The organism is Methylobacterium sp. 285MFTsu5.1, assembly GCF_000383455.1.
Taxonomy (GTDB): Bacteria; Pseudomonadota; Alphaproteobacteria; order Rhizobiales; family Beijerinckiaceae; genus Methylobacterium.
The window spans coordinates 14,383-39,508 of record NZ_KB911287.1 but is presented as its reverse complement, the minus strand read 5'-3'; the positions used below and the strand labels follow the sequence as shown (position 1 = coordinate 39,508).

At 72.0% G+C, this 25,126-nt stretch carries 19 protein-coding genes; 7 read left to right on the top strand and 12 right to left on the bottom strand.

All coding sequences use genetic code 11. The features are described 5' to 3' along the window. Positions 1 to 207: 207 nt before the first annotated feature. The 3 genes from H288_RS0122550 (at position 208) to H288_RS0122535 (ending at position 3,769) form a co-directional block, all read left to right on the top strand. On the top strand, positions 208 to 1,299 hold the full coding sequence (locus H288_RS0122550) for a molybdopterin-binding protein (protein WP_020094845.1): 1,092 nt from the start codon (positions 208 to 210) through the stop codon (positions 1,297 to 1,299). Next, the gene (locus H288_RS0122545) at positions 1,296 to 3,275 is read left to right on the top strand and encodes a molybdopterin biosynthesis protein (RefSeq protein WP_020094844.1); all 1,980 of its coding nucleotides are present in this window, start codon (positions 1,296 to 1,298) and stop codon (positions 3,273 to 3,275) included. The genes H288_RS0122550 and H288_RS0122545 overlap by 4 nt, the downstream gene beginning before the upstream one ends. A gap of 164 nt (positions 3,276 to 3,439) precedes the next feature. After that, positions 3,440 to 3,769: a winged helix-turn-helix domain-containing protein gene (locus H288_RS0122535; RefSeq protein WP_020094843.1), complete on the top strand. Its 330-nt coding sequence runs from the start codon at positions 3,440 to 3,442 to the stop codon at positions 3,767 to 3,769. A 397-nt stretch (positions 3,770 to 4,166) separates the two neighbouring features. Here H288_RS0122535 and fdhF read toward each other — a convergent pair whose 3' ends face one another. From fdhF to H288_RS0122520, 3 genes are all read right to left on the bottom strand, one after another. Then, on the bottom strand, positions 4,167 to 7,136 hold the full coding sequence (gene fdhF / locus H288_RS0122530) for a formate dehydrogenase subunit alpha (protein ID WP_020094842.1): 2,970 nt from the start codon (positions 7,134 to 7,136) through the stop codon (positions 4,167 to 4,169). Between the two features lie 55 nt (positions 7,137 to 7,191). Continuing rightward, positions 7,192 to 8,910, bottom strand: coding sequence for an NAD(P)H-dependent oxidoreductase subunit E (locus H288_RS0122525; protein ID WP_020094841.1), 1,719 nt, complete (start codon positions 8,908 to 8,910; stop codon positions 7,192 to 7,194). Between the two features lie 62 nt (positions 8,911 to 8,972). Next, positions 8,973 to 9,287, bottom strand: coding sequence for a hypothetical protein (locus tag H288_RS0122520; protein ID WP_020094840.1), 315 nt, complete (start codon positions 9,285 to 9,287; stop codon positions 8,973 to 8,975). 250 nt (positions 9,288 to 9,537) lie between these two features. Here H288_RS0122520 and mobB point away from each other — a divergent pair, with 250 nt between their 5' ends. From mobB to H288_RS0122505, 3 genes are all read left to right on the top strand, one after another. Continuing rightward, positions 9,538 to 10,056: a molybdopterin-guanine dinucleotide biosynthesis protein B gene (gene mobB / locus H288_RS0122515; protein ID WP_020094839.1), complete on the top strand. Its 519-nt coding sequence runs from the start codon at positions 9,538 to 9,540 to the stop codon at positions 10,054 to 10,056. A 4-nt stretch (positions 10,057 to 10,060) separates the two neighbouring features. Beyond that, entirely contained in the window at positions 10,061 to 11,317 is a 1,257-nt protein-coding gene (glp, locus tag H288_RS0122510) for a gephyrin-like molybdotransferase Glp (RefSeq protein ID WP_020094838.1), read from the top strand. A 138-nt stretch (positions 11,318 to 11,455) separates the two neighbouring features. Next, positions 11,456 to 11,809 carry an avidin/streptavidin family protein gene (locus H288_RS0122505; protein WP_020094837.1) on the top strand — a complete coding sequence of 118 codons (354 nt, stop codon included), beginning with the start codon at positions 11,456 to 11,458 and terminating at the stop codon, positions 11,807 to 11,809. A 93-nt stretch (positions 11,810 to 11,902) separates the two neighbouring features. Here H288_RS0122505 and H288_RS0122500 read toward each other — a convergent pair whose 3' ends face one another. The 8 genes from H288_RS0122500 to H288_RS0122465 form a co-directional block, all read right to left on the bottom strand. After that, on the bottom strand, positions 11,903 to 13,114 hold the full coding sequence (locus H288_RS0122500) for an acyl-CoA dehydrogenase family protein (protein ID WP_020094836.1): 1,212 nt from the start codon (positions 13,112 to 13,114) through the stop codon (positions 11,903 to 11,905). Positions 13,115 to 13,380: 266 nt separating this feature from the next. Further along, positions 13,381 to 15,534, bottom strand: a complete 2,154-nt coding sequence (locus tag H288_RS0122495) for a PAS domain-containing protein (protein ID WP_020665402.1) — start codon at positions 15,532 to 15,534, stop codon at positions 13,381 to 13,383. A 157-nt stretch (positions 15,535 to 15,691) separates the two neighbouring features. Beyond that, complete coding sequence (locus H288_RS0122490) at positions 15,692 to 17,386, bottom strand: AMP-binding protein (protein ID WP_020094835.1); 1,695 nt, start codon at positions 17,384 to 17,386, stop codon at positions 15,692 to 15,694. A 64-nt stretch (positions 17,387 to 17,450) separates the two neighbouring features. Next, positions 17,451 to 18,365, bottom strand: coding sequence for a hydroxymethylglutaryl-CoA lyase (locus H288_RS0122485; RefSeq protein ID WP_020094834.1), 915 nt, complete (start codon positions 18,363 to 18,365; stop codon positions 17,451 to 17,453). After that, entirely contained in the window at positions 18,362 to 20,380 is a 2,019-nt protein-coding gene (locus H288_RS0122480) for an acetyl/propionyl/methylcrotonyl-CoA carboxylase subunit alpha (protein WP_020094833.1), read from the bottom strand. The genes H288_RS0122485 and H288_RS0122480 overlap by 4 nt, the downstream gene beginning before the upstream one ends. 10 nt (positions 20,381 to 20,390) lie before the next feature. After that, the gene (locus H288_RS0122475) at positions 20,391 to 21,179 is read right to left on the bottom strand and encodes an enoyl-CoA hydratase-related protein (RefSeq protein ID WP_020094832.1); all 789 of its coding nucleotides are present in this window, start codon (positions 21,177 to 21,179) and stop codon (positions 20,391 to 20,393) included. 10 nt (positions 21,180 to 21,189) lie between these two features. Next, on the bottom strand, positions 21,190 to 22,797 hold the full coding sequence (locus H288_RS0122470; RefSeq protein ID WP_020094831.1) for a carboxyl transferase domain-containing protein: 1,608 nt from the start codon (positions 22,795 to 22,797) through the stop codon (positions 21,190 to 21,192). A 16-nt stretch (positions 22,798 to 22,813) separates the two neighbouring features. Then, positions 22,814 to 23,983 (bottom strand): isovaleryl-CoA dehydrogenase, encoded by a 1,170-nt coding sequence (locus H288_RS0122465; RefSeq protein WP_020094830.1) that lies wholly within the window; start codon positions 23,981 to 23,983, stop codon positions 22,814 to 22,816. Between the two features lie 172 nt (positions 23,984 to 24,155). On the opposite strand from H288_RS0122465, the gene H288_RS0122460 reads away from it, so the two are divergent. Beyond that, positions 24,156 to 24,758, top strand: a complete 603-nt coding sequence (locus H288_RS0122460) for a TetR/AcrR family transcriptional regulator (RefSeq protein ID WP_020094829.1) — start codon at positions 24,156 to 24,158, stop codon at positions 24,756 to 24,758. Between the two features lie 30 nt (positions 24,759 to 24,788). Here H288_RS0122460 and H288_RS0122455 read toward each other — a convergent pair whose 3' ends face one another. Next, positions 24,789 to 24,986 carry a hypothetical protein gene (locus tag H288_RS0122455; RefSeq protein ID WP_020094828.1) on the bottom strand — a complete coding sequence of 66 codons (198 nt, stop codon included), beginning with the start codon at positions 24,984 to 24,986 and terminating at the stop codon, positions 24,789 to 24,791. Between the last annotated feature and the right edge of the window lie 140 nt (positions 24,987 to 25,126).

Genomic DNA, 25,126 nt, shown 5'->3' with positions numbered 1-25,126 from the left:
CGGGAATCGGACGAGGCGGATGGCGAGATCAGCCGTCGAGGCCGACCTCGTGACGCAGGTTCGGCGGAATGGACCTGTCATGCCTGTCAGGGGAGCGCGTGCGGATAGGCGGCGAGCATATCGCCCGGGGCGACCATTGTCGTGTCGGCGGGTCGGCCGCCGCGCCGGCCCTTGATCATCGAACCCGGATGGCGCATCGCCGCCACGATGATCCGGAATGCGTCCTCGGCGCTGATCCCGCTTCGGGAGGCGGCGATCCTGCTCAGCGGCGCGGCGGCTCCCGTCGAACCCGCGACCGTCCCGCTCGCAGCGGCGCTCGGACGCGTCGCCGCGCGAGCGGTCGTCGCGCACGCTGCCGTGCCCACGGGCCCGACGGCGATGCGGGACGGCTTCGCGGTCGCGGCCGCCGCGGTGGGCGGCGCGTCGGCCTACGCGCCGATCTTCCCGGCGCGACCGCCACCCTGGGTCGAGGCGGGACAGCCGCTGCCGTCGGGCACCGATGCCGTCCTGCCCCCGGAGGGATTCGCGGACGGCATGGTCGTCGCGGACATCGCCCCGCGGGAGGGCGTGCGCGGAGCGGGGGAGGACGTCGCCGCCAACGCGCGGCTGATCGAGGCCGGCACCCGGATCGAGCCCCTTCACCTGCTCGTCCTGGAGGCGGCCGGCCTGGAGGCGGTCGACGTCCGTCAGCCGCGCTTGCGCGTCGTCACCGCCGGGACGTCCAGCCTCGATACCGTGTCGCCCCTGCTCGGGCGTCTGATCGCGCGGGCGGGCGGGGCGACCGAGGCGGTTCGCGCCCGGGGGGGCGAGGAGATCGCCGAGGCGATCCGCGGCGGCACGGCGGACGCGGTGCTGGTGGTCGGGGGCAGCGGTTTCGGCCGCTCGGACCACAGCGCGGCGGCCCTCGCCCGCGCCGGAGACGTCCGCGCGCACGGCATCGCCCTGCGGCCCGGGGAGACCACCGCGGTCGGCTCCGCGGCCGGCAGGCCGGTCCTCCTGGTGCCCGGGCCTCCCGAGGCGGCGCTCGCCGCGTTCCTGGCCCTCGGCCGTCCGCTCATCGCGCGGCTCGCCGGCGCGCGGGAGCGCTCGCCGCGGCGGCACGTCCTCCTCCGGAAGATCGTCTCGTCGATCGGTCTGTCCGAGGTCGTCTTCGTCCGGAGCGGGTCGGACGGCGTGGAGCCGCTGGGCGGAGCCGGCCTTCCGCTCGGTCGGTTGGTGCAGGCGGACGGCATCGTCGTGGTCGAGCCGGAGAGCGAAGGCTTCCGGGCCGGCGAGGAGGTAGAGGTTTGGGCCCTGTGAGCGCCGACGCGGACCGTGACGGGGCGGCGGATTTCGTCGCGCGCCTCGCCGCGGCCTCGAGCCAGGAGCAGTTTCTCCGGGTGATGAGCCGGGACGACGCGCTCGCGCGGTTCCGGGCGGCGGTCCCGCACGCGCGCCTGCCGTCCGAGACGGTGTCGTTGGACGACGCGCTCGGGCGCGTTCTGGCCCGCGACGTCGCCTCGCCCATGGACGTCCCGCCCTTCGACCGGTCCCTGGTCGACGGTTTCGCCCTGCGCGCGACCGACACGGAAGGCGCCGGGCCGGCGAGCCCGCGGCGTCTCACGCTGAACCGCGAGATCCTCGCCTGCGGCGTCGCGCCGACCGTCGTCGTCCAGCCGGGTACGGCGACGCCGATCGCCACCGGCGGCGTGATCCCCCGCGGCGCCGACGCGGTGGTGATGGTCGAGCACACGGAGTTCGACGCCCGGAGCCTTACCGTCGATGTCCTGACCGCGGTGCGGCCGGCGCAGTTCGTGGGCTATGCCGGGGCCGACATGGCCCGCGGCGAGACGGTGCTGCGCGCGGGAACGCGGATCACCGCCCGCGAGATCGGCATGCTGGCGGCGTGCGGCCTGGCGGCCGTCGACGTCACAGGACGCCCGCGGGTCGCAATCCTGTCCACGGGGGACGAGCTGGTCGCACCGGGCGAGCCCCTGCCCGAGGGCGCGATCTACGATTCGAACGGCGCGATCATCGCGGCCGCGGTGACCGAGAACGGCGGGGAGCCGGTCCGGCTCGGGATCGTGCGCGACGAGGCTTCCGTCCTCGAGGCCGCCCTCCGGTCCGCCCTCCGGGACAGCGACCTCGTCGTGCTCTCGGGCGGCACGTCCAAAGGCGCCGGCGACGTGTCGCACCGGGTGCTGTCCCGCCTCGGCGAGCCGGGAATCCTGTTCCACGGCGTGGCCCTGAAGCCCGGGAAGCCGCTCTGCGTGGCGGTGGCGCAGGGAAAGCCGGTCATCGTCCTGCCGGGGTTCCCCACCTCCGCGATGTTCACCTTCCACGACTTCGTCGTGCCGTACGTGCGGGCGCTCGCCGGGTTGCCGCCGCGCGAGGACGAGACGATCGCGGCGCAAGTGTCCCAGCGGGTGCCCTCCGAACTCGGCCGCACCGAGTTCGTGATGACCTCCCTCGCCCACGGTCGCGAGGGGACGATCGCCCTGCCGCTGCCGAAGGGCTCGGGTTCGGTCACCGCCTTCTCGCAGGCGGACGGCTTCTTCGCGGTTCCGGCCGCGCGCGCCGGCGTCGAGGCGGGGGAGGGCGTCGCCGTGGTCCGCCTGGGCGCCGGCGTGCGGGCGCCGGACCTGACGATCGTCGGCAGCCACTGCATCGGCCTGGACCGGGTGGTCGGCCTGCTCGGCGAGCGAGGGTACCGCGCCCGCACCATCTGGGTCGGGTCGGCCGGCGGCCTCGCCGCCCTGCGGCGCGGCGAGTGCGATGTCGCCGCCATGCACCTCTTCGATCCCGAGACGGGCCGGTACAATGCCCCGTTCCTCACCGAGGGCCTGTCCCTCGCGCCCGGGTGGTGCCGCCTCCAGGGCGTCGTGTTCCGCCGCGGCGACGCCCGGTTCGAAGGGCGCGACGCCGCGGACGCGGTCGCCGCGGCGCTCGCCGACCCCGACGCCGTGATGGTCAACCGCAACGCCGGATCGGGCACGCGCCTGCTCGTGGACGGGCTGCTGAACGGTGCCCGGCCGGCGGGGTTCTGGAACCAGCCGCGCTCGCACAACGCCGTCGCCGCGGCGGTCTCGCAGGGCAGGGCGGACTGGGGCGTGGCCATCGCGAGCGTCGCGGATGCCTACGGGCTGGGCTTCCGCCCGCTGACGGAGGAGGCCTACGACCTCGCGTATCGCGCGGACGCGCGGGAGATGCCGGCGCTCGCGGCCTTCCTGAGCCTGCTGGGCGAGCCCGAGACGGCCGCCGCGCTGCGCGCTCTGGGCTTCACGCCCGCCGCGTGAGCCGCGTGACGTGCGCACCGTTGGCCGGCCTCGACGGAACGGGACGGACGATCCTGTCGCCCGCCGGGATGATCGACGCGACCGTTTCGCGTAGGGACGCCTGCGAGGCGCTGGGGCCTCCGGCGAAGCGGCGGTGTGCGTTGGGCGAGGACACGAGCATCAGTTTGCGGATCGAGCTGGGCTCGGACACCCTGCTGGGACCGGGCAAGGCCGCCCTCTTGAGCGGCATCCGCGACACCGGCTCCATCGCCGCCGCGGGGCGCCGGATGGGCATGAGCTACAAGCGAGCCTGGTACCTCATCGACACGTTGAACAAGGCGTTCCAGGAGCCGCTCGTCTCCGCGAGCAAGGGCGGCCGCCGGGGCGGCGGGGCGGTCCTGACCAGCACGGGCGACGCCATCCTCGACAGCTACCTGCGCATGGAGCGGCTCGCCTCGGAGGCCGTGGCGGGCGAACTCGACCTTCTCGCCTCGCTGATGAAGGCCGATTCGTAGGAGCGAGGCCGCGCAGAGGTGGGCCTCCGTGGGAAGCGGTCTCTCGACGGTCGGGCGTCGGCTTCGGTCTGTGCAGCCCGCTGCGTCATCGCGAGCGCAGCGAAGCGACCCAGGGCCGCGTGATATCTGTCAGCGTCGCGCCGACTGGATTGCTCCGCTCCGCTCGCAAGGACGGCACCGGGCTGATCGACCGGAAACAGCATCAGCCCGCTGCGTCATCGCGAGCGCAGCGAAGCGACCCAGGGCCGCGCGACATCTGCCGGCGTCGCGCCGACTGGATTGCTTCGCTCCGCTCGCAAGGACGGCACCGGGCTGATCAATTGGAAACAGGATCAGCCCGATGTCCGCCGCCAGGGTCCGGCGGCACGCCTGGGCGCGCCGCCGGAGATCACGCCGCCTACTCGGCGGCCATGGCCGTGTGGACGGCGGAGGCCCGGGCCGCGCAGAACTTGAACTCCGGGATCTTGCCCATCGGGTCGAGCGCCGGGTTCGTCAGCAGGTTGGCCGCGGCCTCGGCGTAGCAGAACGGCATGAAGATCATGCCGACCGGCACGTCGCGGTCGGAGCGCACCTTCAGGTGGACCGCGCCGCGGCGCGTCTCCAGCTTCATCGTGTCGCCGGGCTCCAGCCCGAGCCGGTAGAGCTCCTTCGGGGCCATGAAGGCGACCGCCTCGGGCTCCAGCGCGTCGAGGACGCCGGCGCGCCGGGTCATCGATCCGGTGTGCCAGTGCTCGAGCACGCGGCCGGTCGACAAGACCATCGGGTAGTCCTCGTCCGGCAGCTCGTCCGGGGGCACCACGGCGGCCGGGACGATCTTCGCGCGCCCGCTCTCGGTGGGGAAGCCGGCGTAGAAGATGATCTCGTTGCCGGGCTGGTCCGGCGCGTCGACCGGGTAGGTCACGGCGCCCTCGCGCTCCAGGCGCTCCCAGGTGATGTTGTTGAACGACGGCATCACCATGGCCATCTCGCGGAAGATGTCGGCCGGGCCGCCGTAGTTCCAGGGCAGGCCGAGGCGCTTCCCCAGTTCCTGGATGATCCACCAATCCTGCCGCGCGTCGCCCGGCGGGGACACCACCGGCTGCGAGATCTGCACGCGACGGTCGGTGTTGGTGAAGGTGCCCGCCTTCTCGGCGAAGGCGGAGGCCGGCAGCACCACGTCGGCGTGGAAGGCGGTCTCCGTCAGGAACAGGTCCTGCACGACGAGGTGGTCGAGCATCGCCAGGGCGTGCCGGGCGTGGTTCAGGTCCGGGTCGGACATCGCGGGGTTCTCGCCCTCGACGAACATGCCCTTGATCTCGCCGGCGTGGATCGCCCGCATGATCTCGACGACGGTGAGGCCCTTCTGCGGGTCGAGCTTCTGACCCCAGAACTCCTCGAACATCTCCCGCACCGCGGCCTTCTCGACCGACTGGTAGTCCGGGTAGACCATCGGGATCAGGCCGGCATCGGACGCGCCCTGGACGTTGTTCTGGCCGCGCAGCGGATGCAGGCCGGTGCCGGGGCGCCCGATCTGCCCCGTGACGAGGGCGAGCGCGATCAGGCAGCGCGAGTTGTCCGTGCCGTGGACGTGCTGGCTGATGCCCATGCCCCAGAAGATGATCGAGGACTTGGCCCGGGCGTAGAGCCGGGCGACCTCGCGCAGGGTCTCCGCGTCGATGCCGCAGACCGAGGCCATCTTCTCCGGCGTGAACTCGACGATCTTCTCCTTGAGCGCCTCGAAGTTCTCGGTGTAGCCGGCGATGTACTGCTCGTCGTAGAGCCGCTCCTCGATGATCACGTTGAGCATCGCGTTGAGCATCGCGACGTCCGAGCCGGGCTTGAACGCGAGGTGCTTGTAGGCGTGCCGCGACAGCACCTGCCGGCGCGGGTCCATGACGATCAGCTTGGCGCCGCGCTGCTTCACGGCGTTCTTGAGGAAGGTCGCCGCCACCGGGTGGTTCACGGTCGGGTTGGCGCCGATCACGATGATGACCTCGGCGTCGAGCGCCGCCGAGAACGGCGCCGACACGGCGCCCGAGTTCAGGCCCTCCATGAGGGCGGCGACCGACGAGGCGTGGCACAGCCGGGTGCAGTGGTCGACGTTGTTCGAGCCGAACCCGAGCCGCACCAGCTTCTGGAAGAGGTAGGCCTCCTCGTTCGAGCCCTTCGCGGAGCCGAAGCCGGCGAGCGCCTTGCGGCCATGGGTGTCGCGGACCGTCCTGAGGCCGCCGGCGGCGCGGTCGAGCGCCTCCTCCCAGGTCGCCTCGCGGAAGTGCGTCCACGGGTTGGCCGGGTCGACCTGGTCGTTGGCGTCCTTCGGGACGTTGTCCAGGCGGATCAGCGGCGCCGTCAGGCGGTGGGGGTGGTGGACGTAGTCGAAGCCGAAGCGGCCCTTCACGCAGAGCCGGTTGTGGTTGGCCGGGCCGTTCACGCCCTCGGCGTAGACGATCCTCTCGTCCTTCACCTTGTAGGAGACCTGGCAGCCGACGCCGCAATAGGGGCACAGCGAGGTCACCTCGCGGTCGGGATAGACCGTCCGGGTGTTGTGCTCGGCGTCGAGGTAGGCGGACGGCATCAGCGCGCCGGTCGGGCAGGCCTGGACGCACTCGCCGCAGGCCACGCAGGTCGATCCGCCCATCGGGTCGTCGAAGTCGAACACCACCTTCGCGTCGGCCGAGCGGTAGGCCATGCCGATCACGTCGTTGACCTGGACCTCGCGGCAGGCGCGGACGCAGAGGTTGCACTGGATGCAGGCGTCGAGATTGACGCTCATGGCCGGGTGGCTGAAGTCGCCGGTCCAGCGCTCGGCCGCGGGGAAGCGGCTCTCGGACACGTCGAGGAAGTCGGCCTGCACCCAGAAGTGCGATGTCGGGTCGTGCGAGGTCGCGCGCTCGGGCTGGTCGGCCACGAGCAGCTCGAGCACCATGGCGCGGGCCTTGGTGGCGCGCTCGGTCGCGGACTTGACCTTCATGCCCACGGCCGGCGTGCGCTTGCACGAGGCGGCCAGCACGCGCTCGCCCTCGATCTCGACCATGCAGGCGCGGCAATTGCCGTCCGGGCGGTAGCCCGGCTCGGGCTTGTGGCAGAGGTGCGGGATGTGGGTGCCGAGGCGCTTGGCGACGGCCCAGATCGTCTCGCCGGGGGCGGCCTCGACCTGCTGGCCGTCGAATTCGAACGCGATGGTCGAGGGGGCGGTCGGCCGCTCCTTGAGATCGTGCAAGCCCGACGGCTCCGGGGCCGCCTGGCCGCCCGCCTTCGCCCCTTCCGAGTAGGAGCCGCCGGCTCCCGGCTTCGGGCCCGGCGCGGGGCCGCCCGCATCCTGCAGCCCGTCGGCCCGGATCTCGGGCTTCTCGGTCTTGTCGCCGCGCTGTTCGGGGGCGTTGCTCATGCGGCCGCTCCTGGCTCGGACATCGGGATAGAATTCGCCGGTACCATCGGTTGCCTCACTCGGCAGCCGCGGCGCGCGGGGCGGGGAACAGGTCCGGGAAGTACTTGATGACGCTGCTGAGCGGGTTCGAGGCGGCCTGGCCGAGGCCGCAGATCGAGGCGTCCCGCATGCACTGGGACAATTCGCCCAGGAGCTCGGTGTCCCAGACGCCCTGCTCCATCAGGATGCGGGCCTTCTGGGTCCCCGAACGGCAGGGGGTGCACTGCCCGCAGCTCTCGTCCTCGAAGAACTTCATCAGGTTCAACGCGGCGCCGCGCACATCGTCCCGGTCGGACAGGATCACGACGGCGGCGGAGCCGATGAAGCAGCCGTACTTCTCCAGCGTCCCGAAATCGAGCGGGATGTCGTTCATCGACGCCGGCAGGATGCCGCCCGACGCGCCGCCCGGCAGGTAGGCCGCGAAGGTGTGGCCCTCCGCCATGCCGCCGCAATACTCGTCGATCAGTTCCTGGATGGTGAGGCCGGACGGGGCGAGCTTCACCCCCGGCTCCTTCACGCGCCCCGAGACCGAGTAGGAGCGCAGGCCGACGCGGTCGTTGCGGCCGTGGCTCTTCCACCAGTCGCCGCCCCGCTCGATCAGGTCGCGGACCCAGAACAGCGTCTCGATGTTGTTGATCAGCGTCGGACGGTTGAACAGGCCGACCTGGAACGGGAACGGCGGCTTGTGCCGCGGCAGCCCGCGCTTGCCTTCGAGGGACTCGATCAGCGAGGATTCCTCGCCGCAGATATAGGCGCCGGCGCCGCGGCGCAGGTCTATGCGCGGGCCGCCCGCGGGGAGCTTCGCGATCTCGCGCGTCAGGATCTCGCGGGAGATGGGATACTCGTCGCGCAGGTAGATGTAGACCTCCGGCGCCTCGACGACGTGGGCGCCGATCAGCATGCCCTCGAGGAAGCGGTGCGGGTCGGTGTTGAGGTAGAGCTGGTCCTTGAAGGTGCCCGGCTCGCCCTCGTCCCCGTTGACCGCCATCAGCCGGGGCCCGGGCTCGCCGCGCACCGAGCGCCACTTGCGCCCCGTCGGGAAGCCCGCGCCGCCGAGGCCGCGCAGGCCGCCGTCGTCGAGCACCTTCAGGACGTCGTCGACCGGAAGGTCCCCGCTGCGGAGCCGGTCGAGGGTCGCGTACCCGCCGGCGGCCCGATAGGCCTCGTAGTCGACGTAGTCCGGGATATGGGCGTGCGTGTCGCCGGCCTCGACCGCGGCCCGCACGGAGGCGAGGTCGGCCTTGTGCAGGAAGTTGTGCCCGACCTCGACGGCGGGCGCGTGGTCGCACAGGCCGACGCAGGGCGCGCGCACGACGCGGACGGCGTCGGAGGCGAGTTCCCGCTGGAGCGTCTCCAGCAGCTCGTCGGCGCCGAACATCGCGCAGGTGATGCTGTCGCAGACCCGGACGGTCAGCCGCGGGATCGAGGCGTCACCCTCCTTCACGACGTCGAAATGCGCGTAGAAGGTCGCGGTCTCGAACACCTCGGCGAAGGCCAGGGCCATCTCGTCGGCGAGCGCCGCCAGGTGCTCGGCGCTGATCTGGCCGTAGGTGTCCTGGATCAGGTGCAGGTGCTCGATGAGCAGGTCGCGCTGGCGCGAGCGGGAGCCGAGAAGCTCCTCGATCTCGACCTTCGCCCGCGGCTCGACCTGGCGCCCCTTGGGGACGCTGCGCGCCTTGTTCCGCCCCCGGCCGGGATGCGAGAAAGTCCTGACTGTCCCCGGTGCCTCACTCATGCGGTATCTGATTTCCAACTGCTGGGACGGGTGGTCGCGGTGTCCTGAGGGCCGGTCGGAGGTTACTGGCCGCCGAAGGCCCGGAGCGGCTGGCCGGCCTCGGACCGCGGCTTCATCGTGGCCGTGCCCGTCGCCTCGTCCAGGGACGTGACCCTGGGTCCGACGACGGAGCGCAGCTCGGTCTCGAACGCGTCGAGGGCGTCGTTCAGGCGGTCCATCAGGGAGCCCGGCGCGTCTCCGGCCGGCGACGCGGCCGCCTGGGCGAGCGCGTCGCGGACCCGGCCGGCGAGCTCCTGCGTGAGCGGCGGCTTCGCGTCGGCGCAGTAGGCGTCCGTCACGATGGCGGCCCAGTCCGCCGCGGAGGATGCGTCGCCCATGCTCAGGCCTGCGCGATCGAGGGACGGTTGAAGTCGTGCATGGCGTGCCCGTTCGGGTCCGTTGGCGTGGCGCTCGCTCGTGGCATACCAAATGGCAGCCGTTATAGCGGAGGTGTTATATCGTTTTTGAAGTCGTTTCAATTTGCGTGACGCCGGGGTCACGCGTCCCGGCGGCGCGGCCGACGCTTGCCCTGAGCCCTCGCGCGGGGCAGTGGGAACGGCACGAGAGGGGCTGTCAGCGGTGTCCGGCATGCGCATAATCGGACTCGCCGGGTGGAGCGGGGCCGGCAAGACCAGCCTGCTGGTCCGGGCCATCCCCCTGCTCGTCGCCCGCGGGGTGCGGGTGGCGACCATCAAGCACGCCCATCACGACTTCGACACGGACTGGCCTGGGAAGGATTCCTACGAGCACCGCAGGGCGGGCGCGAGCGAGGTTCTGATCTCGTCGGGCCGCCGCTGGGCCCAGGTCCACGAGCTGCGCGACGAGCAGGAGGCGAGCCTCGGCCAGCTCCTGCGGCGGATCAGCCCGTGCGACCTCGTCGTCGTGGAAGGGTACAAGCGGGAGCCAATCCCCAAGATCGAGGTCCATCGCGCCGAGAACGGCCGCCCGCCCCTCCATCCGCTGGACACCACCATCGTGGGCATCGCGAGCGACGTCGCGTTTCCGGCCTCGGGCATTCCCGTCGTAGATCTGAACGACGCGGCGGCGGTGACGGGGCTGATGCTCGACGTGGCCGTTCCCTTCGAAGACGTCCTCGGGAGGCTCTAGCCGGATGGCCCAGCTCAGCGACGACTGCTTCGCGTTCGGCGGTCCTCTGATGACCATCGAGGACGCGCACGCGCTGTTCGGCGAGCGGCTCGCAGCGATCGTCGGCACCGAGGACGTTCCCGTCCCGGACGCCGACGGGCGCGTCCTGGCCGAGGATTGCGTCGCGCCCATCGACGTCCCGCCGTTCCCCAACTCGGCCGTCGACGGTTACGCGGTCCGTTTCGCGGACCTGCGCGCCTCCGATGCGACGATCCTGCCGGTCGGCGCGGTCGTCGCGGCCGGCGCCTCCCCCGAAGGCGTGTCGGTGGCGGGCTCGGCCGCCCGGATCTTCACCGGGGCCCCGATGCCGGCGGGGGCCGACACCGTCTTCATGCAGGAGGACGTCCAGGTCCTGCCCGACGGCCGGGTGTCCCTGCCGCTCGGGCTGAAGCGGGGCGCCAACAGCCGCGACGCCGGCGAGGACGCGGCGAAGGGCTCGACGATCATCGCGGCCGGCCGGCGTCTCCGGCCGCAGGACCTGGCCCTGGCGACCGCGGTCGGCCTGCGCACGCTGAAGGTCCGCCGCACCCTGCGGGTCGGCGTGTTCTCGACGGGCAACGAACTCGTCGAGCCCGGGTCGCCCCTGGGGCCGGGCGCGATCTACGACTCGAACCGCGTCCTGCTGCTCGCTCTTCTCCGGCGGATGGGCGTCGCGGCGCGCGACCTCGGCGTCATCCGCGACGACCCGGCGGCCCTCGCGGCCAGGCTCTCGGCGGCGGCCGCCGAGCACGACGTGATCCTGACTTCGGGCGGCGTGTCGACCGGCGACGAGGATCACGTGAAGACCGCCGTCGAGAGCATCGGGCGCCTCGTGTTCTGGCGGCTGGGGATCAAGCCGGGACGGCCGGTCGCGATGGGCATGATCGACGGCAAGCCGTTCCTGGGCCTGCCGGGCAACCCGGTGGCTGTCTACGTCACCCTGCTGTTCGTGGTGCGGCCGCTCCTCGCCCGGCTCGCCGGCGAGGCCTACGCGCCGTCGCGCGGATTCACCGTCAGGGCGGCCTTTCCCTATCGGAAGCGCGCGGGCCGCAGGGAGTTCGTCCGGGTCAGCCTCGCCCGGGACGCCGACGGCGCCTGGGAGGCCCGGAAGTTCCAGCGCGACGGCGCGGGCATGCTGTCATCGCTCACCGAATCCGACGGCCTCGTGGAGCTGGAGGATGACCGGACCGAGGTCGTGCCGGGCGACGCCGTGCGGTTCCACCCGCACGGGGCCCTCTGGTAGCGGGGCCGCGCTCAGGGCCTCACGAGACGCGGACCGCGCCCCAGCATTGCCGGGCTCGCGCATCCGTTATATCAAATCTGCTATATCGCTTGTGATGGGCCGTGCGAGCGGCCGCTCGATCGGCGGGCTTGAGCAACGATGTTCGATGGTGTCTGGCGGAGCCAAGCCGGCGCGGAACTCCGCCTCCTCCAGATGGGCGAGGCGGTCTCCGGGACCTACACCGCCGCCGATCCCGGCTTCGCGCAGACGCATCGAAGCCGCATCCTCGTCGGCACGGCCGAGGGCGACATCATCGGCTTCGTGACCAGCACGTCGTCGCCCCAGGAGATCACGGCCTGGACCGGGCGCCTCGTCCGGACCGACGAGAAGACGGCCGAGGCGATCCACGCGGTCTTCCACGCCGTCGAACGGTCCTCGCAGCCGAAGGCCGTGGCCGATCACGTCGCGCTCGAGACGACCATCTTCTCGAAGGTCGAGAACGCCTGTTCGTGAAGCCAGGGTCGCGTCCCTCCTCGATGGGGTCCCGAGGAACGGGGGCGACCGTGGCGCGAGGAGCGGTCGGCGCATGCGTGATCGGCGACGGCTCTAGATGAACGGCGCGTCGGCTTCGAGGCCCAGAAGGATGCGGCCGGTCGGCACGAGCAGCCGGTCCTGATAATGCATGTGCTGGCAGGCCGCGTAGACATCGCGGAGCTGGCGCGCGAACGGCAGGTCTTCGAGGACGGCGGAACTGCCGGCCGCCTCGTACATGCTCGTGACCACCTGCTTCCCGACATGGCCCGCGTACCAGCAGGCCCGCCGAAGCTTGGCCTGCCACGCGAGCGTTATCGGACGGCCGTTCTCGGCTTCCCACCAGAATTCGGAGACCGTGTCCCGGGCGAAGGCGCGCGCGGCTTCGAGGCTCGTCTCGGCACGCGCGATCGCGACCTGGACATCCTCGCGAAGTCTCAGGGGCACCTTGCCGCCATGCGGCGTCTTCGTCTGCGCGAGATCGATGAACGCGTCGATCGAGGCCCGGGCGATCCCGAGCGGAACACCGATGGCGGCGATCGCGGCCGCCGATGCCATGGGCAGCATGTAGAGGGGCCTTCTGTCGCGAGGCATCATGAGGCTCGCGCCGTCGATGGTCTGCGCGTTCGGCACCCAGATGTCGGTGCACGCGACGTCGTGACTCCCGCTGGCCCGGAGCCCCCCGGCATTCCAGTTGCCGACGACCTCGACATCCTTCGAGGCGATGAAGACGCCGCGCAGCGACGGCCGCCCGTTCTCGTCGAGCTTCGGCCGCTCGCCCTCGATCTCCACACACATCAATGCGGACACGGAACTGTAGCGGCAGAAGCTCGCCCAGGACCAGCGTCCGTTGATCCGCCAGCCGGATCCATGGCGAACCGCTGTTCCCGTCGGCTGGCCGCTCCCGCTGCCCGCGAACTTCCTGCCGGCAGGGATGAGCGAACGCATCACGTCCGCGTCGATCAGGTCGGCGAAGCGTGACGCGCCCCCGGACGAGATCGCGGCGCACCAGGCGACCGAACCGTCGAGTTCCGCCAGAGCTTCGATCGCCGCCAGGACGCTCAGCGGATGCGCTTCAGGACCGCCCAGGCCCCGCGGAAGCCAGAGCTGCGCGAGACCGGCGTCGATGAGCGCCTCTGCGACCGGCTCCGGCAGGTCCGGGCCGACAGCGAGGGCCGACCGGTGCTCCGCGATGAGGGGCCGAAGCGCCGCGACGGTCGCGAGAAACGCCGCGTCCGGATCTCCGGCTCGCGCGGCAGGGCGGATCGAGGGGGCGACACCGTTCATTCTCAGACCTCATGACTGTCCGAGATGCATAGTAAGTTCGGTGATCGACCGCTTTCGTGTCTGTCGGAAGAGTTTTTGGTTACGATCGTAACTGGGGCGCCGTCAGACGATATTATCTGCCGGTCGGGACGCGGTAGATCGCGCTGTAACGGTTGTCGTTGAATTTTCTCGCGCTGGATCCGAGATGATGATGCTCGAATGCTTCGGGTGGACGGTCTCGTGATCGCGGAAGCCGCTGACCAACGTTGACGGATCGCGCGCGCATCCTAGGACACCGGCATCTCGATGCGGCAGCGCACGCCGTCGCGGTCCAGCGCGTACTCGACCGTGGCGCCCAGGGCATATGCCAGCGCCTCCTGGATCAACTCGGTCCCGTAGCCGCGGCGGGTGACGCGCGCCGCCTGCGCGGGCAGGCCGCTCTCGATCCAGCACAGGGCCAGTCGGCGGCGCTCGCGCCGGTCGCGCACGATCTCCCAGGTGACGCTGAGATGGCCGGTCCCGGTCTTGAGCACCCCGTGCTTGACCGCGTTGGTCGTCAGCTCGTGGACGGCGAGGGCGAAGTTCTGCACCTGTCGCGCGGTCAGGTGCACCTCGGGGCCGGCGACGGTCATGCGGTCGGTCGCGCCGTCGACGTAGGCGGCCAGCTCGGCGCGCACCAGCGCGCCCACCTCGACCGAGTCGCTGCCGTACTGGCTGAGCAGGCCCTGCGCGCGGCTGAGCGCCTGCAGCCGCGCCTCGAACGCCTCGACCGAGCTGCCCTGCCGCAGTGTCTTGCCCGCCACGGCGCTGACGACGCCGAGGAGGTTGCGCGTGCGGTGCTGCAGCTCGTTGATCAGCACTTCCTGGCGCGCCAGCAGCCTGTGGTGGTCCGTGACGTCAATGTTCACCCCCGACCACTTGCGGATCGACCCGTCGGGGTTCGTGATCGGCACCGCGCGGACGTTCCACCACCGCCAGGACGCGCTCGGGGCGTGCCACAGGCGATACTCGTGATCGACCGCCGTCCGCGTCGCGACGGCCTGCCGCCACTTCGCTTCCGTGAGCGCCCGGTCGTCCGCGTGGATCGCGTGGATCCAGCCGCGCCCGAGCCACTCGTCCGGGCGCTGCCCGGTGAACGCGCGCCAGCCCGGGCTGTCGACCTCGATGAGGCCCTCGGCCGAGGCCTCCCAGCTGAACTGACCGAACCCCTCGACCAGCCCGCGGAACCGCTCCTCGCTCGCGCGCAGATCGTCCTCCACCCGCTTGCGCGCGGTCACGTCGCTGGCGGCGCCGAACCATTCGCGGATCTCGCCGTCATCGTCGAGCAGCGGCACGGCCCGGGACAGCGCCCAGCCCAGGCTCCCGTCCGCCTGCCGGACGGGGTGCTCCAGCTCGAACATCGTCTTGGATCGGATCGCCCGCTGGATGGCCTCGCGCAGGCGCGGCTGGTCGGCCGGATCGATGTAGGCGCTCAGCCAGTCGTCGTTCGGGGTGACGGTGTCGGCCAGGAAGCCGCGGCCCTCCAGGACCCGCAGCTCGCTCCAGTCCGGGCTCATGCGGTAGATGACGTCCGAGCTGGCCGTGACGAGGGCGCGGAACCGCTCCTCGCTCGCGCGCAGCCGCTCCTCGGCGCGCTTGCGCTGGAGGATGTCCTTGAACAGGACCGCCACCTGCCGCCGTTCCGGCGCCCCGATCGGGAAGGCGTAGACCTCGTACCAGCGCCCGAGCGCGTCGGCGCGGTCCTCGAAGCGTTCCGCCTTGCCGGTTCGGACGATCCGGCCGTAGGTCTCGAACCAGTGCGGCTCGAGGTCGGGCGCCAGCGCCCGGACCGTCCGGCCGACCGCGTCGCGGAGCCCGGTCTGCTGCTCGAAGGCCGCGTTCACGGACAGGAAGCGGTAGTCGACCGCCCGCCCGGCCGCGTCGAGCAGGACCTCGATGGTGCAGAAGCCCTCGTCGATGGCGTCGAAGAGGTGGCGGTACCGGGCCTCGCTCGTCCGCAGCTTGGCCTCGGCGCGCAGGCGCTCACCGATCTCGAAGCCGGTCATGTGGACGGCCATGACCTTCCCGTCGGCGTCGCGCACGGGCACGAGGAGCGCGTCGAAGACGTCCTCCGCGGCGCCCTCGCCGCGGGTGTCCAGCGGCTGCCCGGCCACCTGCACGGCCTCGCCCGCGAAAGCGCGCGCGTAGAAGTCCGCGACCGTCGCCCACCCCTCCGGGAACGTGCGCGCGAGCGGCCGGCCGAGACCCTCGGGGTGCCGGGCGCCGTAGAGCCGGGCGGCGGCGTCGTTGTAGATCAGGAGGCGCTCGGGCCCGCAGACGAGGGACGCGACCAGCGGGCTGGCGAGCACCTGCTCGACCATCACCTTGAGGCGCTCCGGCCAGCGGGCGGGCGGCCCCAGCGGCGTCCGCTCCCAGCCGAAGTCGCGGATGCGCGCGGCCATCTCGCCGTCGCCCTGTGGCCATGCCGACACTGATACGCCGCCTCGGTGATGTCGCGCGCCAGCATGTCCGCTCGCGGCGCGCGCAGCAACGTTCAAGCCCGATTGGACGACGAAATCTTCGTTCCGCCGGGCGATGACAGCATTCGCGGGGACCGGCTCAGGCCGTCTCGGATCGCGCGAGGCCCAGCTGCTCCTCCACGCACCGACGCATCACGAATTTCTGGATCTTTCCGGAGACCGTCATCGGGAAGGCGTCGACGAACTGGATGTATTTCGGGATCTTCTGATGCGCGATCTGCCCCGCGCAGAACGCGCGCACTGCCGGCTCCGACAGGGTCTCGCCGTCGCGCAGCCGGATCCAGGCGCACAGCTCCTCCCCGTATTTCGGGTCGGAGACCCCGAAGACCTGGACGTCCTGGATCTGCGGATGCCGGAAGAGGAACTCCTCGATCTCGCGCGGATAGATGTTCTCGCCACCGCGTATGACCATGTCTTTGATCCGGCCGACGATGTTGCAGTACCCCTCCGCGTCCAGCGTCGCGAGGTCGCCGGTGTGCATCCATCCGGCGGCGTCGAGAACCTCCGCGGTCCGCTCCGCGTCCGCCCAGTAGCCGAGCATGACCGAGTAGCCGCGCGTGCACAGCTCGCCGCGCTCGCCCCGCGGGGTCACGCGTCCCTCGGGATCCACGATCTTGACCTCGAGATGCGGGTGGATCCGGCCGACGGTCGTGACGCGCCGCTCCAGCGGGTCGTCGCTCGAGCTCTGGAAGCTCACCGGGCTGGTCTCGGTCATGCCGTACGCGATGGTGACATCCCGCATGTTCATTTCCTCCACGACCCGGCGCATCACCGCGATCGGGCACGGCGCGCCCGCCATGATCCCGGTCCGCAGGGAGCGGAGATCGAAGCGCGCGAACTCGGGATGGTCGAGCTCGGCGATGAACATGGTCGGCACGCCGTAGAGCGCGGTGCAGCGCTCGGCCTGCACGGTCTCCAGTGTCGCGCGCGGATCGAAGCCCTCGCCCGGAAAGACCATGGCGCAGCCGTGGGTCAGGGCCGCGAGATTGCCCATCACCATGCCGAAGCAATGGTAGAGCGGCACCGGGATGCAGATCCGATCCTGGGCGGTCAGCCGCATCGCGCGGCCGACGAAGTGGCCGTTGTTGAGGATGTTGTGGTGGGTCAGCGTGACGCCCTTCGGGGCGCCCGTCGTGCCGCTGGTGAACTGGATGTTGGCCGCGTCGTCGAACTGCATCGCGTCGGCGAGGTCGCGCAGGGCGCCGGTGCCGGCCGCGTCGCCCCGGGCCGCGACCGCGTCGAACGGGACCGTCCCCGGGGCCGGCGGTCCGCCGATCTGGATCACCGTGCGCAGGTGCGGCAGGCGGGCGGCAGACAGCCGGCCCGGCCCGGAGGCGGCGAGTTCGGGGGCCAGGGTGCCGAGCATCCCGAGATAATCGCTGGTCTTGAACGCCGTCGCCGTCACCAGGGCGGTGCAGCCGACATTGTTGAGCGCGAATTCCAGCTCCGACAGCCGGTAGGCCGGGTTGATCGTCACCAGGATCAGCCCCGCACGGGCGGCGGCGAACTGGGTCAGCACCCACTCGGCGCGGTTGAGCGACCAGATCCCGATGCGGTCGCCGGGCCGGAGGCCGAGGGCGAGCAGGCCGGCCGCGAAGGCGTCGGCTTGGTCCCTCAGCTCGCGCCAGGTCCATCGGACGCCCTGGGCGTGCGCGACCAGCGCCAGGTGATCCGGCCACGCCGCGGCGGCGCGATCCAGGGCCTGGCCGATGGTCAGGCCGAGCAGGGGCTCGCCGATCGCCCCGTGGACATAGCTCACCGCCCGGTCGCTCATGTCGTCCTCCCTCGTTCCTCCGAACGCGCGCGCCGCCGCGGCGCTGTCCGAGGCCGCCCGTCGATCAGGGTGTCGGCGGCGGCGCGGCGGCCAGCGCGCGGGCGACCTTCGAGGCCGGCTCCCGGCCGAGCTGGGACGCGATCGACCGCCCGGCCGCGGCGAGGGCATCGAGATCGATCCCGGTCTCGATGCCCATGCCGCGCAGCATGTAAACGACGTCCTCGGTGGCGACGTTGCCGGCGGCCCCCGGCGCGTAGGGGCAGCCCCCGAGGCCCGCCACCGCGGCGTCCACGGCCGACACGCCGAGTTCGAGGCAGGCGAGGATGTTGGCCAGGGCCTGCCCGTAGGTGTCGTGGAAGTGCAGGGCGATCGCCTGCAGCGGCACGTCGGCGGCCACCCGCTCGACCAGCCGCCGGGCCGCGCGCGGCGTCCCGGTCCCGATCGTGTCGCCGAGGGCGATCTCGTGGCAGCCCATCGCGTGGAGGGACGCAGCGACGCGGGCGACCGCCACCGGCGCGACGTCGCCCTCGTAGGGGCAGCCCAGGACGCAGGAGACGTAGCCCCGCACCCGCAGGTCGTTCGCGCGCGCCGCCTCCAGCACCGGGGCGAAGCGGTCGAGGGTCTCGGCGATCGAGCCGTTGACGTTGCGCCGGGAGAAGCTCTCGGAGGCGGCGGCGAACACCGCGATGTCCCGGACGCCGGAGGCGAGGGCCCGCTCCAGGCCCTGCAGGTTCGGGACCAGAACGGAATAGCCGACCTCGGGCCGGGGGCGCAGCCGCGCCAGAACCTCCGCGGTCTCGGCCATCTGCGGCACCCATCGGGGCGACACGAAGCTGCCGGCCTCGATGCGGGTCAGCCCGGCCTCGGCCAGGGCCTCGATCAGCGCCACCCTGGCGGCGATCGGCACCGGCGCGGGCTCGTTCTGGAGCCCGTCGCGCGGCCCGACCTCGATCACCTGCACCCGGGCCGGATAGCTCATGCGGGCCGCTCCTCCGCCGCGAAGGTGACGATCTCGGTGCCCTCCTCGACCATGTCGTCGACGGCGTGGCGGGTCTCGGCGACGGTGCCGGCCTGCGGCGCGCGGAGGGTGATCTCCATCTTCATCGCCTCGATCACCGCGAGCGGCGCGCCCTTCTCAACGGCATCACCGGGCCGCACCCAGAGCTGGGTCAGGCGGCCCGGCACGGGCGCCGTCACCCGGTCGCTGCCGGACGCCTCGGTCCGGGGCGGGGCGAGGGGATCGACGTGGACCAGCGTCGCGTTCCGGCCGCCGACGATCACCGTCAGCTCCGCGCCGCGGCGGACCGTGCGCAGCCGGCGCCAGACGCCGTCCAGCATCAGCCGCTCGCCCTCGGCGTCCTCGGCGAGCGCCGCCAGGACGGTGCCGCCCGGCAGGTCGAGGCGGGCGCTGCCGTCGGGGAGGGGGCATGCCCGCAGGGTGACGGGCGGCGCGTCGCCGTGGCGGAACTGCAGCTCCTGGTAGCCCGCCCCGTTCATCCGCCACGCATCCGGATCGGCCCAGGGCGACCACGGGTCGCCGCTCGCCAGCGCCTGCGCCGCGACGGCCGCGCGCCGGTCGCGCAGGACGGTCAGGGCGGCGGCGGCCCAGAGCGCGGGATCGATTGCACCGGTCGCGAGCGGCGCCAGCAGGTCGTCGGCGTGGCGGGCGATGAAGCCGGTGTCGAGGTCGGCCGAGCGGTAGGCGGGGTGGCCGGCGACGGCGCGCAGGAGATCCAGATTGGTCGTCACGCCGACCACCTCGTAGGCGGCGAGGGCGGTTGCGAGCTGCCGGATCGCGGCCGCCCGGTCCTCGCCCCAGACGACCAGCTTGGCGATCATCGGGTCGTAATCCGGGGTGATCCGGTTGCCCTGCACGATGCCGGTCTCGACCCGCACCCGCCCCGGCACCTCCGGCGGCTGGCGCAGGTGGGCGAGGGTGCCGACCGCCGGCAGGAAATCGCGCGCCGGATCCTCGGCGTAGACCCGCGCCTCGATGGCGTGGCCGCGCAGGGCCAGATCCGGGGCGCCGAGCGGCAGCCGCTCGCCCGCGGCCACGCGCAGTTGCCACTCCACCAGGTCGAGGCCGGTGACCATCTCGGTCACCGGGTGCTCGACCTGGAGCCGGGTGTTCATCTCCATGAAGTAGAAGGTCTCGCCCTCGGCGATGAACTCCACCGTGCCGGCGCCGACATAGCCGACCGCCCGCGCCGCCGCGACCGCGGCCTCGCCCATCCGCGCGCGCCGGACCGGATCCATCCCCGGGGCGGGCGCCTCCTCGATCACCTTCTGGTGGCGGCGCTGGATCGAGCAGTCGCGCTCGAACAGCGAGACGGTGTTGCCGTGGCTGTCGGCGAAGACCTGGATCTCGATGTGCCGGGGGCGGGTCAGGTACGCCTCGATCAGCACCCGGTCGTCGCCGAAGGACGCCCGCGCCTCGCGCTGCGCGCCGGCGAGCGCGGCCTCGAACGCCGCGGCGGCCTCGACGACGCGCATGCCCTTGCCGCCGCCGCCGGCCGAGGCCTTGATCAAGACCGGGTAGCCGATCCGGGCGGCCGCCTCCTTCAGCGCTGGGACATCCTGCGCGGCGCCGTGATAGCCCGGCACCAGCGGGACCCCGGCGCGCTCCATCAGCGCCTTGGCCTTGGCCTTGGAGCCCATGGCGCGGATCGCCGCCGGGGGCGGGCCGACGAACACGAGGCCGGCCCCGGCGCAGGCGCCGGCGAAGTCCGCGTTCTCCGACAGGAAGCCGTAGCCCGGATGGATCGCCTCCGCCCCGGCGCGCCGGGCGACGTCGAGGATCCGCTCGGCCACGAGGTAGCTCGCGCGCGCCGGGGCGGGCCCGATCGGCCACGCCTCGTCGGCCATCCGGGTGTGTCGGGCGCCGGCATCCGCCTCCGAATAGACCGCGACCGTGCCGATGCCGAGGCGCCGGGCGGTGGCGATCACCCGGCAGGCGATCTCCCCGCGGTTGGCGATGAGGATCTTGCCGAACATGGCCGCCCCCTCAGTCCCGCCGCCACGGGGCTAAGCGCTTGTCGAGGAAGGCGGCGATGCCCGCCTGCCCCTCGTCCGAGGCCCGGCGCCGGGCGATGCGCCGGCCCGTCTCGCGCCCCAGGTCGGCGTCCACCGGCCCCCCCTCGCACAGGAAGACGAGGTCCTTGGCCTCGGCCTGCGCGCCCGGGGCACCCCGGAGGATGTCGCGCAGCACCTCCGCGCCGGCCGCCTCCAGCCGGTCGTCGGGCACCACCTCGTGCACGAGGCCGATCGCCCGGGCGCGCTCGGCGGAGAAGACCTCCGCGGTCTGGAACAGGCGCCGGGCCCAGCGCGGGCCGATCGCGTTGACCACGTAGGGGCCGATCGTCGCCGGGATCAGGCCGAGCCGCACCTCGCTCAGGCAGAACCGCGCGCTCTCGGCCGCGATGGCGATATCGCAGCAGGCGGCGAGCCCGACGCCGCCGCCGTAGGCCGCCCCGTGCACGAGGGCGAGCGTCGGCTTCGGCAGCCGGTCGAGACTGTGCATCAGCCCCGCGAGCCCGGCGGCGTCGGCGAGGTTGCTGTCGAAGGACTGGCCGGCGATCCGGCGCATCCAGGCGAGGTCGGCGCCCGCCGAGAAGCTCTGGCCCGCGCCCGCCAGGACGACCGCCCGGATCCCGGCAGCGGCGCCCAGCCGGTGCAGGGACGCGGTGAGGGCGGCGATCAGGCCGTCGTCGAAGGCGTTGTGCTGCTCCGGACGGTTGAGCGTCAGGGTGGCGACCCCGCGTTCGTCGACCGTCTCCAGCAAGGTGCCGCTCATCCCGCGCCTCCTACATCCGGAACAGGCCGAAGCGGGTCTCGGGAATCGGCGCGTTGAGGCTCGCCGAGAGACCGAGCGCCAGGACGCGGCGCGTGTCGGCCGGGTCGATCACCCCGTCGTCCCAGAGCCGGGCGCTGGAATAGTAGGGGTGGCCCTGCTCCTCGTACTGCGCCCGGATCGGCGCCTTGAACGCCCCCTCGTCCTCCGCCGACCACGTGCCGCCGCGGCCCTCGACACAGTCGCGCCGGACCGTGGCCAGGACCGAGGCGGCCTGCTCGCCACCCATCACGCCGATCCTCGCGTTCGGCCACATCCAGAGGAAGCGCGGCCCGTAGGCCCGCCCGCACATGCCGTAATTGCCGGCCCCGAAGCTGCCGCCGATCAGGACGGTGAATTTCGGCACCGCCGCGGTCGCGACGGCGGTGACCATCTTGGCCCCGTCCTTGGCGATGCCGCCGGCCTCGTAGCGCCGGCCGACCATGAAGCCGGTGATGTTCTGGAGGAACACCAGGGGCACGCCGCGCTGGGCGCAGAGCTCGACGAAGTGGGCGCCCTTCAGGGCACTCTCCGAGAACAGGATGCCGTTGTTGGCGACGATCCCCACCGGGTAGCCCCAGATATGGGCGAAGCCGCAGACCAGGGTCTGGCCGTAGAGGTGCTTGAACTCGTCGAAGTCGCTGCTGTCCACCAGCCGGGCGATGACCTCGCGCACGTCGTAGGGCGTCCGGCGGTCGGCCGGCACCGCCGCGTAGATCTCCTCGGCGGCGTAGCGCGGCGGCTCGGGCTGCCGCGGCGCGAGCGCGGGGCGCTTCACCGCGTTCAGGTTGGCCACGATGCGGCGGGCGATGCCGAGGGCGTGGGCGTCGGTCTCCGCCATGTGGTCGGTCACGCCCGAGATCCGGGCGTGCACGTCGGAACCGCCGAGCTCCTCGGCGCTGACCACCTCGCCGGTCGCGGCCTTCACCAGCGGCGGCCCGCCGAGGAAGATCGTGCCCTGGCCGCGGACGATGATCGACTCGTCGCACAGCGCCGGCACGTAGGCGCCGCCGGCGGTGCAGGAGCCCATCACCACGGCGATCTGGGCGATGCCCTGCGCCGACATCGTCGCCTGGTTGTAGAAGATGCGGCCGAAATGGTCCCGGCCCGGGAAGACCTCGTCCTGGCTGGGCAGATGCGCGCCGCCGCTGTCGACGAGGTAGAGGCAGGGCAGCCGGTTCTGCTGCGCGATCTCCTGCGCCCGGAGGTGCTTCTGCACCGTCATCGGGAAGTAGGTGCCGCCCTTCACGGTCGCGTCGTTGGCGACGATCACGCACTCGCGCCCCGCGACGCGGCCGATGCCGGTGACGATCCCGGCCGAGGGGACCTCGCCGCCGTAGAGGCCGTGCCCGGCGAGCTGGCCGATTTCCAGGAAGGGCGAGAACGGGTCGATCAGCGCCCGGATCCGGTCCCGGGGCAGGAGCTTGCCGCGGGCGCGATGGCGCTCCCGCGCGGCCTCCCCGCCGCCGAGCCGGACGCGGTCGGCGGTCGCGCGCAGGTCCGCCACCAGGGCGCGCATGGCCTCGGCATTGGCGCGGGCCTCGGGCGCGCGCGGATCCAGAGCGGATTCGATCACCGGCATGGGGCCCGCTCCCCGCTCAGGCCGTCTCGGCGAACAATTCGCGGCCGATCAGCATCCGCCGGATCTCGCTCGTGCCGGCGCCGATCTCGTAGAGCTTGGCGTCGCGCAGCAGGCGGCCGGTCGGATAGTCGTTGATGTAGCCGTTGCCGCCGAGCGCCTGGATCGCGTCGAGGGCTACCGCGGTCGCGCGCTCGGCCGCGAACAGGATCGCGCCCGCGGCGTCCCGGCGCGTCGCCCGCCCGCGGTCGCAGGCCCGCGCCACCGCGTAGACGTAGGCCCGGGCGGCGTTCGTCGCCGTGTACATGTCGGCGATCTTGCCCTGCATGAGCTGGAACTCGCCGATCGGCCGACCGAACTGCCGGCGCTCGTGGAGGTAGGGCAGGACGACGTCGAGGCAGGCGCGCATGATGCCGAGCGGCCCGGCGGCCAGCACGGCGCGCTCGTAGTCGAGGCCCGACATCAGCACGCCGACGCCGCGCCCGACCGCGCCCAGGACGTTCTCCTCCGGTATCTCGCAGTCCTGGAACAGCAGCTCGCAGGTGTTCGAGCCGCGCATGCCGAGCTTGTCGAGCTTCTGCGCGGTGGAGAAGCCGGGAAAATCCTTCTCGACCAGGAACGCCGTGATCCCCCGCGGACCGGCCTCGGGATCCGTCTTGGCGTAGACCACCAGGACGTTGGCGTCGGGACCGTTGGTGATCCACATCTTGGTGCCGTTCAGGACGTAGCGGTCGCCGCGCCTGTCGGCCCGCAGCCGCATGGAGACGACGTCGCTGCCGGAGCCCGGCTCGGACATCGCGAGCGCGCCGACATGCTCGCCCGCGATCAGCTTCGGCAGGTAGCGCCGCTTCTGCGCCTCGGTGCCGTTGCGGCGGATCTGGTTCACGCAGAGGTTGGAATGCGCGCCGTAGGACAGCCCGACCGAGGCCGAGGCCCGGCTGATCTCCTCCATGGCCACGGCGTGCTCGAGGTAGCCCATGCCGGCGCCGCCATAGGTCTCCTCGACGGTGACGCCCAGAACGCCGAGGGCGCCGAGCTTGCGCCAGAGGTCCGCGGGAAACGCGTTGCTGGCATCGATCGCCGCCGCGCGGGGGGCGATCTCGGCGCGCGCGAAGCGCTCCACCTCGGCGCGCAGGGCGTCGGCCGTCTCGCCCAGGCCGAAGTCGAAATCCTGCAGGCCGATGGGCATCGCGCGTCTCCTCGCCTGAGAATCGGGCACTCGCCTCTTTGAAACGAACGTACGTTCGTTAAGCGAGGCTGGCAAGGCGATTTACGAACGGTTGTTCGTTAGCCTATAGCGAGGATCGGCGTGAGCATTCCCCGGTGTCTGTTGCGCTCTGAACTTTCTTCGGAGTGTCTTCGTGGGTCGCACCGCCGGATCGAACGGGCCGCGCACGGCCGCCGCCATCCGCCGGGCCGGGCTTCGGCTCATCTATCGCCACGGCTACGAGGCGATGACCCTGCGCGCCCTGGCCGCCGAGGTCGGGATCCAGGCGGCCTCGCTCTACAACCACATCCGCAGCAAGCAGGATCTGCTGTTCGACATCGTCCGCGACCACATGGAGACGCTGCTGGCGCGGACCGACGCGGCGCTGGCGACGGCGACCGGCACCCCGACGGACCGTCTCCGCGCCTTCGTGGCGCACCATGTCACGTACCATCTCGAGAAGAAGCAGGAAGTCTTCATCGCGAATTTCGAGCTGCGCTCGCTCGACCCGCCGCATTACGCGGCGATCGTCGCCCTGCGCCGGGCCTACGAAGACCGATTGGTCGCGCTGCTCGAGCGGGGATCGGAGGCGGGGGAGCTGGACGTCCGGGATGCGCGGGTCGCCGGCTACGCAATCCTCGGGATGCTCACCAGCGCCTGCACGTGGTACCGGCCCGACGGCCGGATGACCAAGGCGGAGATCGTCGCCCTGCACACCGACATGGCGCTGCGGGGTTGCGTCAGGCGTCAGCCATAGACCCCGTCGCGCCGGGGAACGGCGGTCGCCTCAGATCAGGCCGCCCGGCGGTGCGGCGGTGAGAGTCCTGCCGGCCCGCGTGACGAGCTTGGCGAAGGCCAGCGCCGCCGCCGAGGCCTGGGCTTCCGAGGGGAAGGTGCGGTCCGATGTCAGGACCGGCATCTGCGTCGTATCGAGGAGGACCCAGGTCCACAGACGGGTGTCGGTCGCGCGGATCTCGAAATGCATGGCGAACTCGTCGGGCAATGGCACATGCCCGCACAATGCGCCGCGAAAAGGCCTGACGCGTTAAGAGCTTGACTGGCGCAACAACCTGCGTCGGCGCGCACCGGCCTTGCCCCCGACATCCTCGCAGATCACAGGCGGGA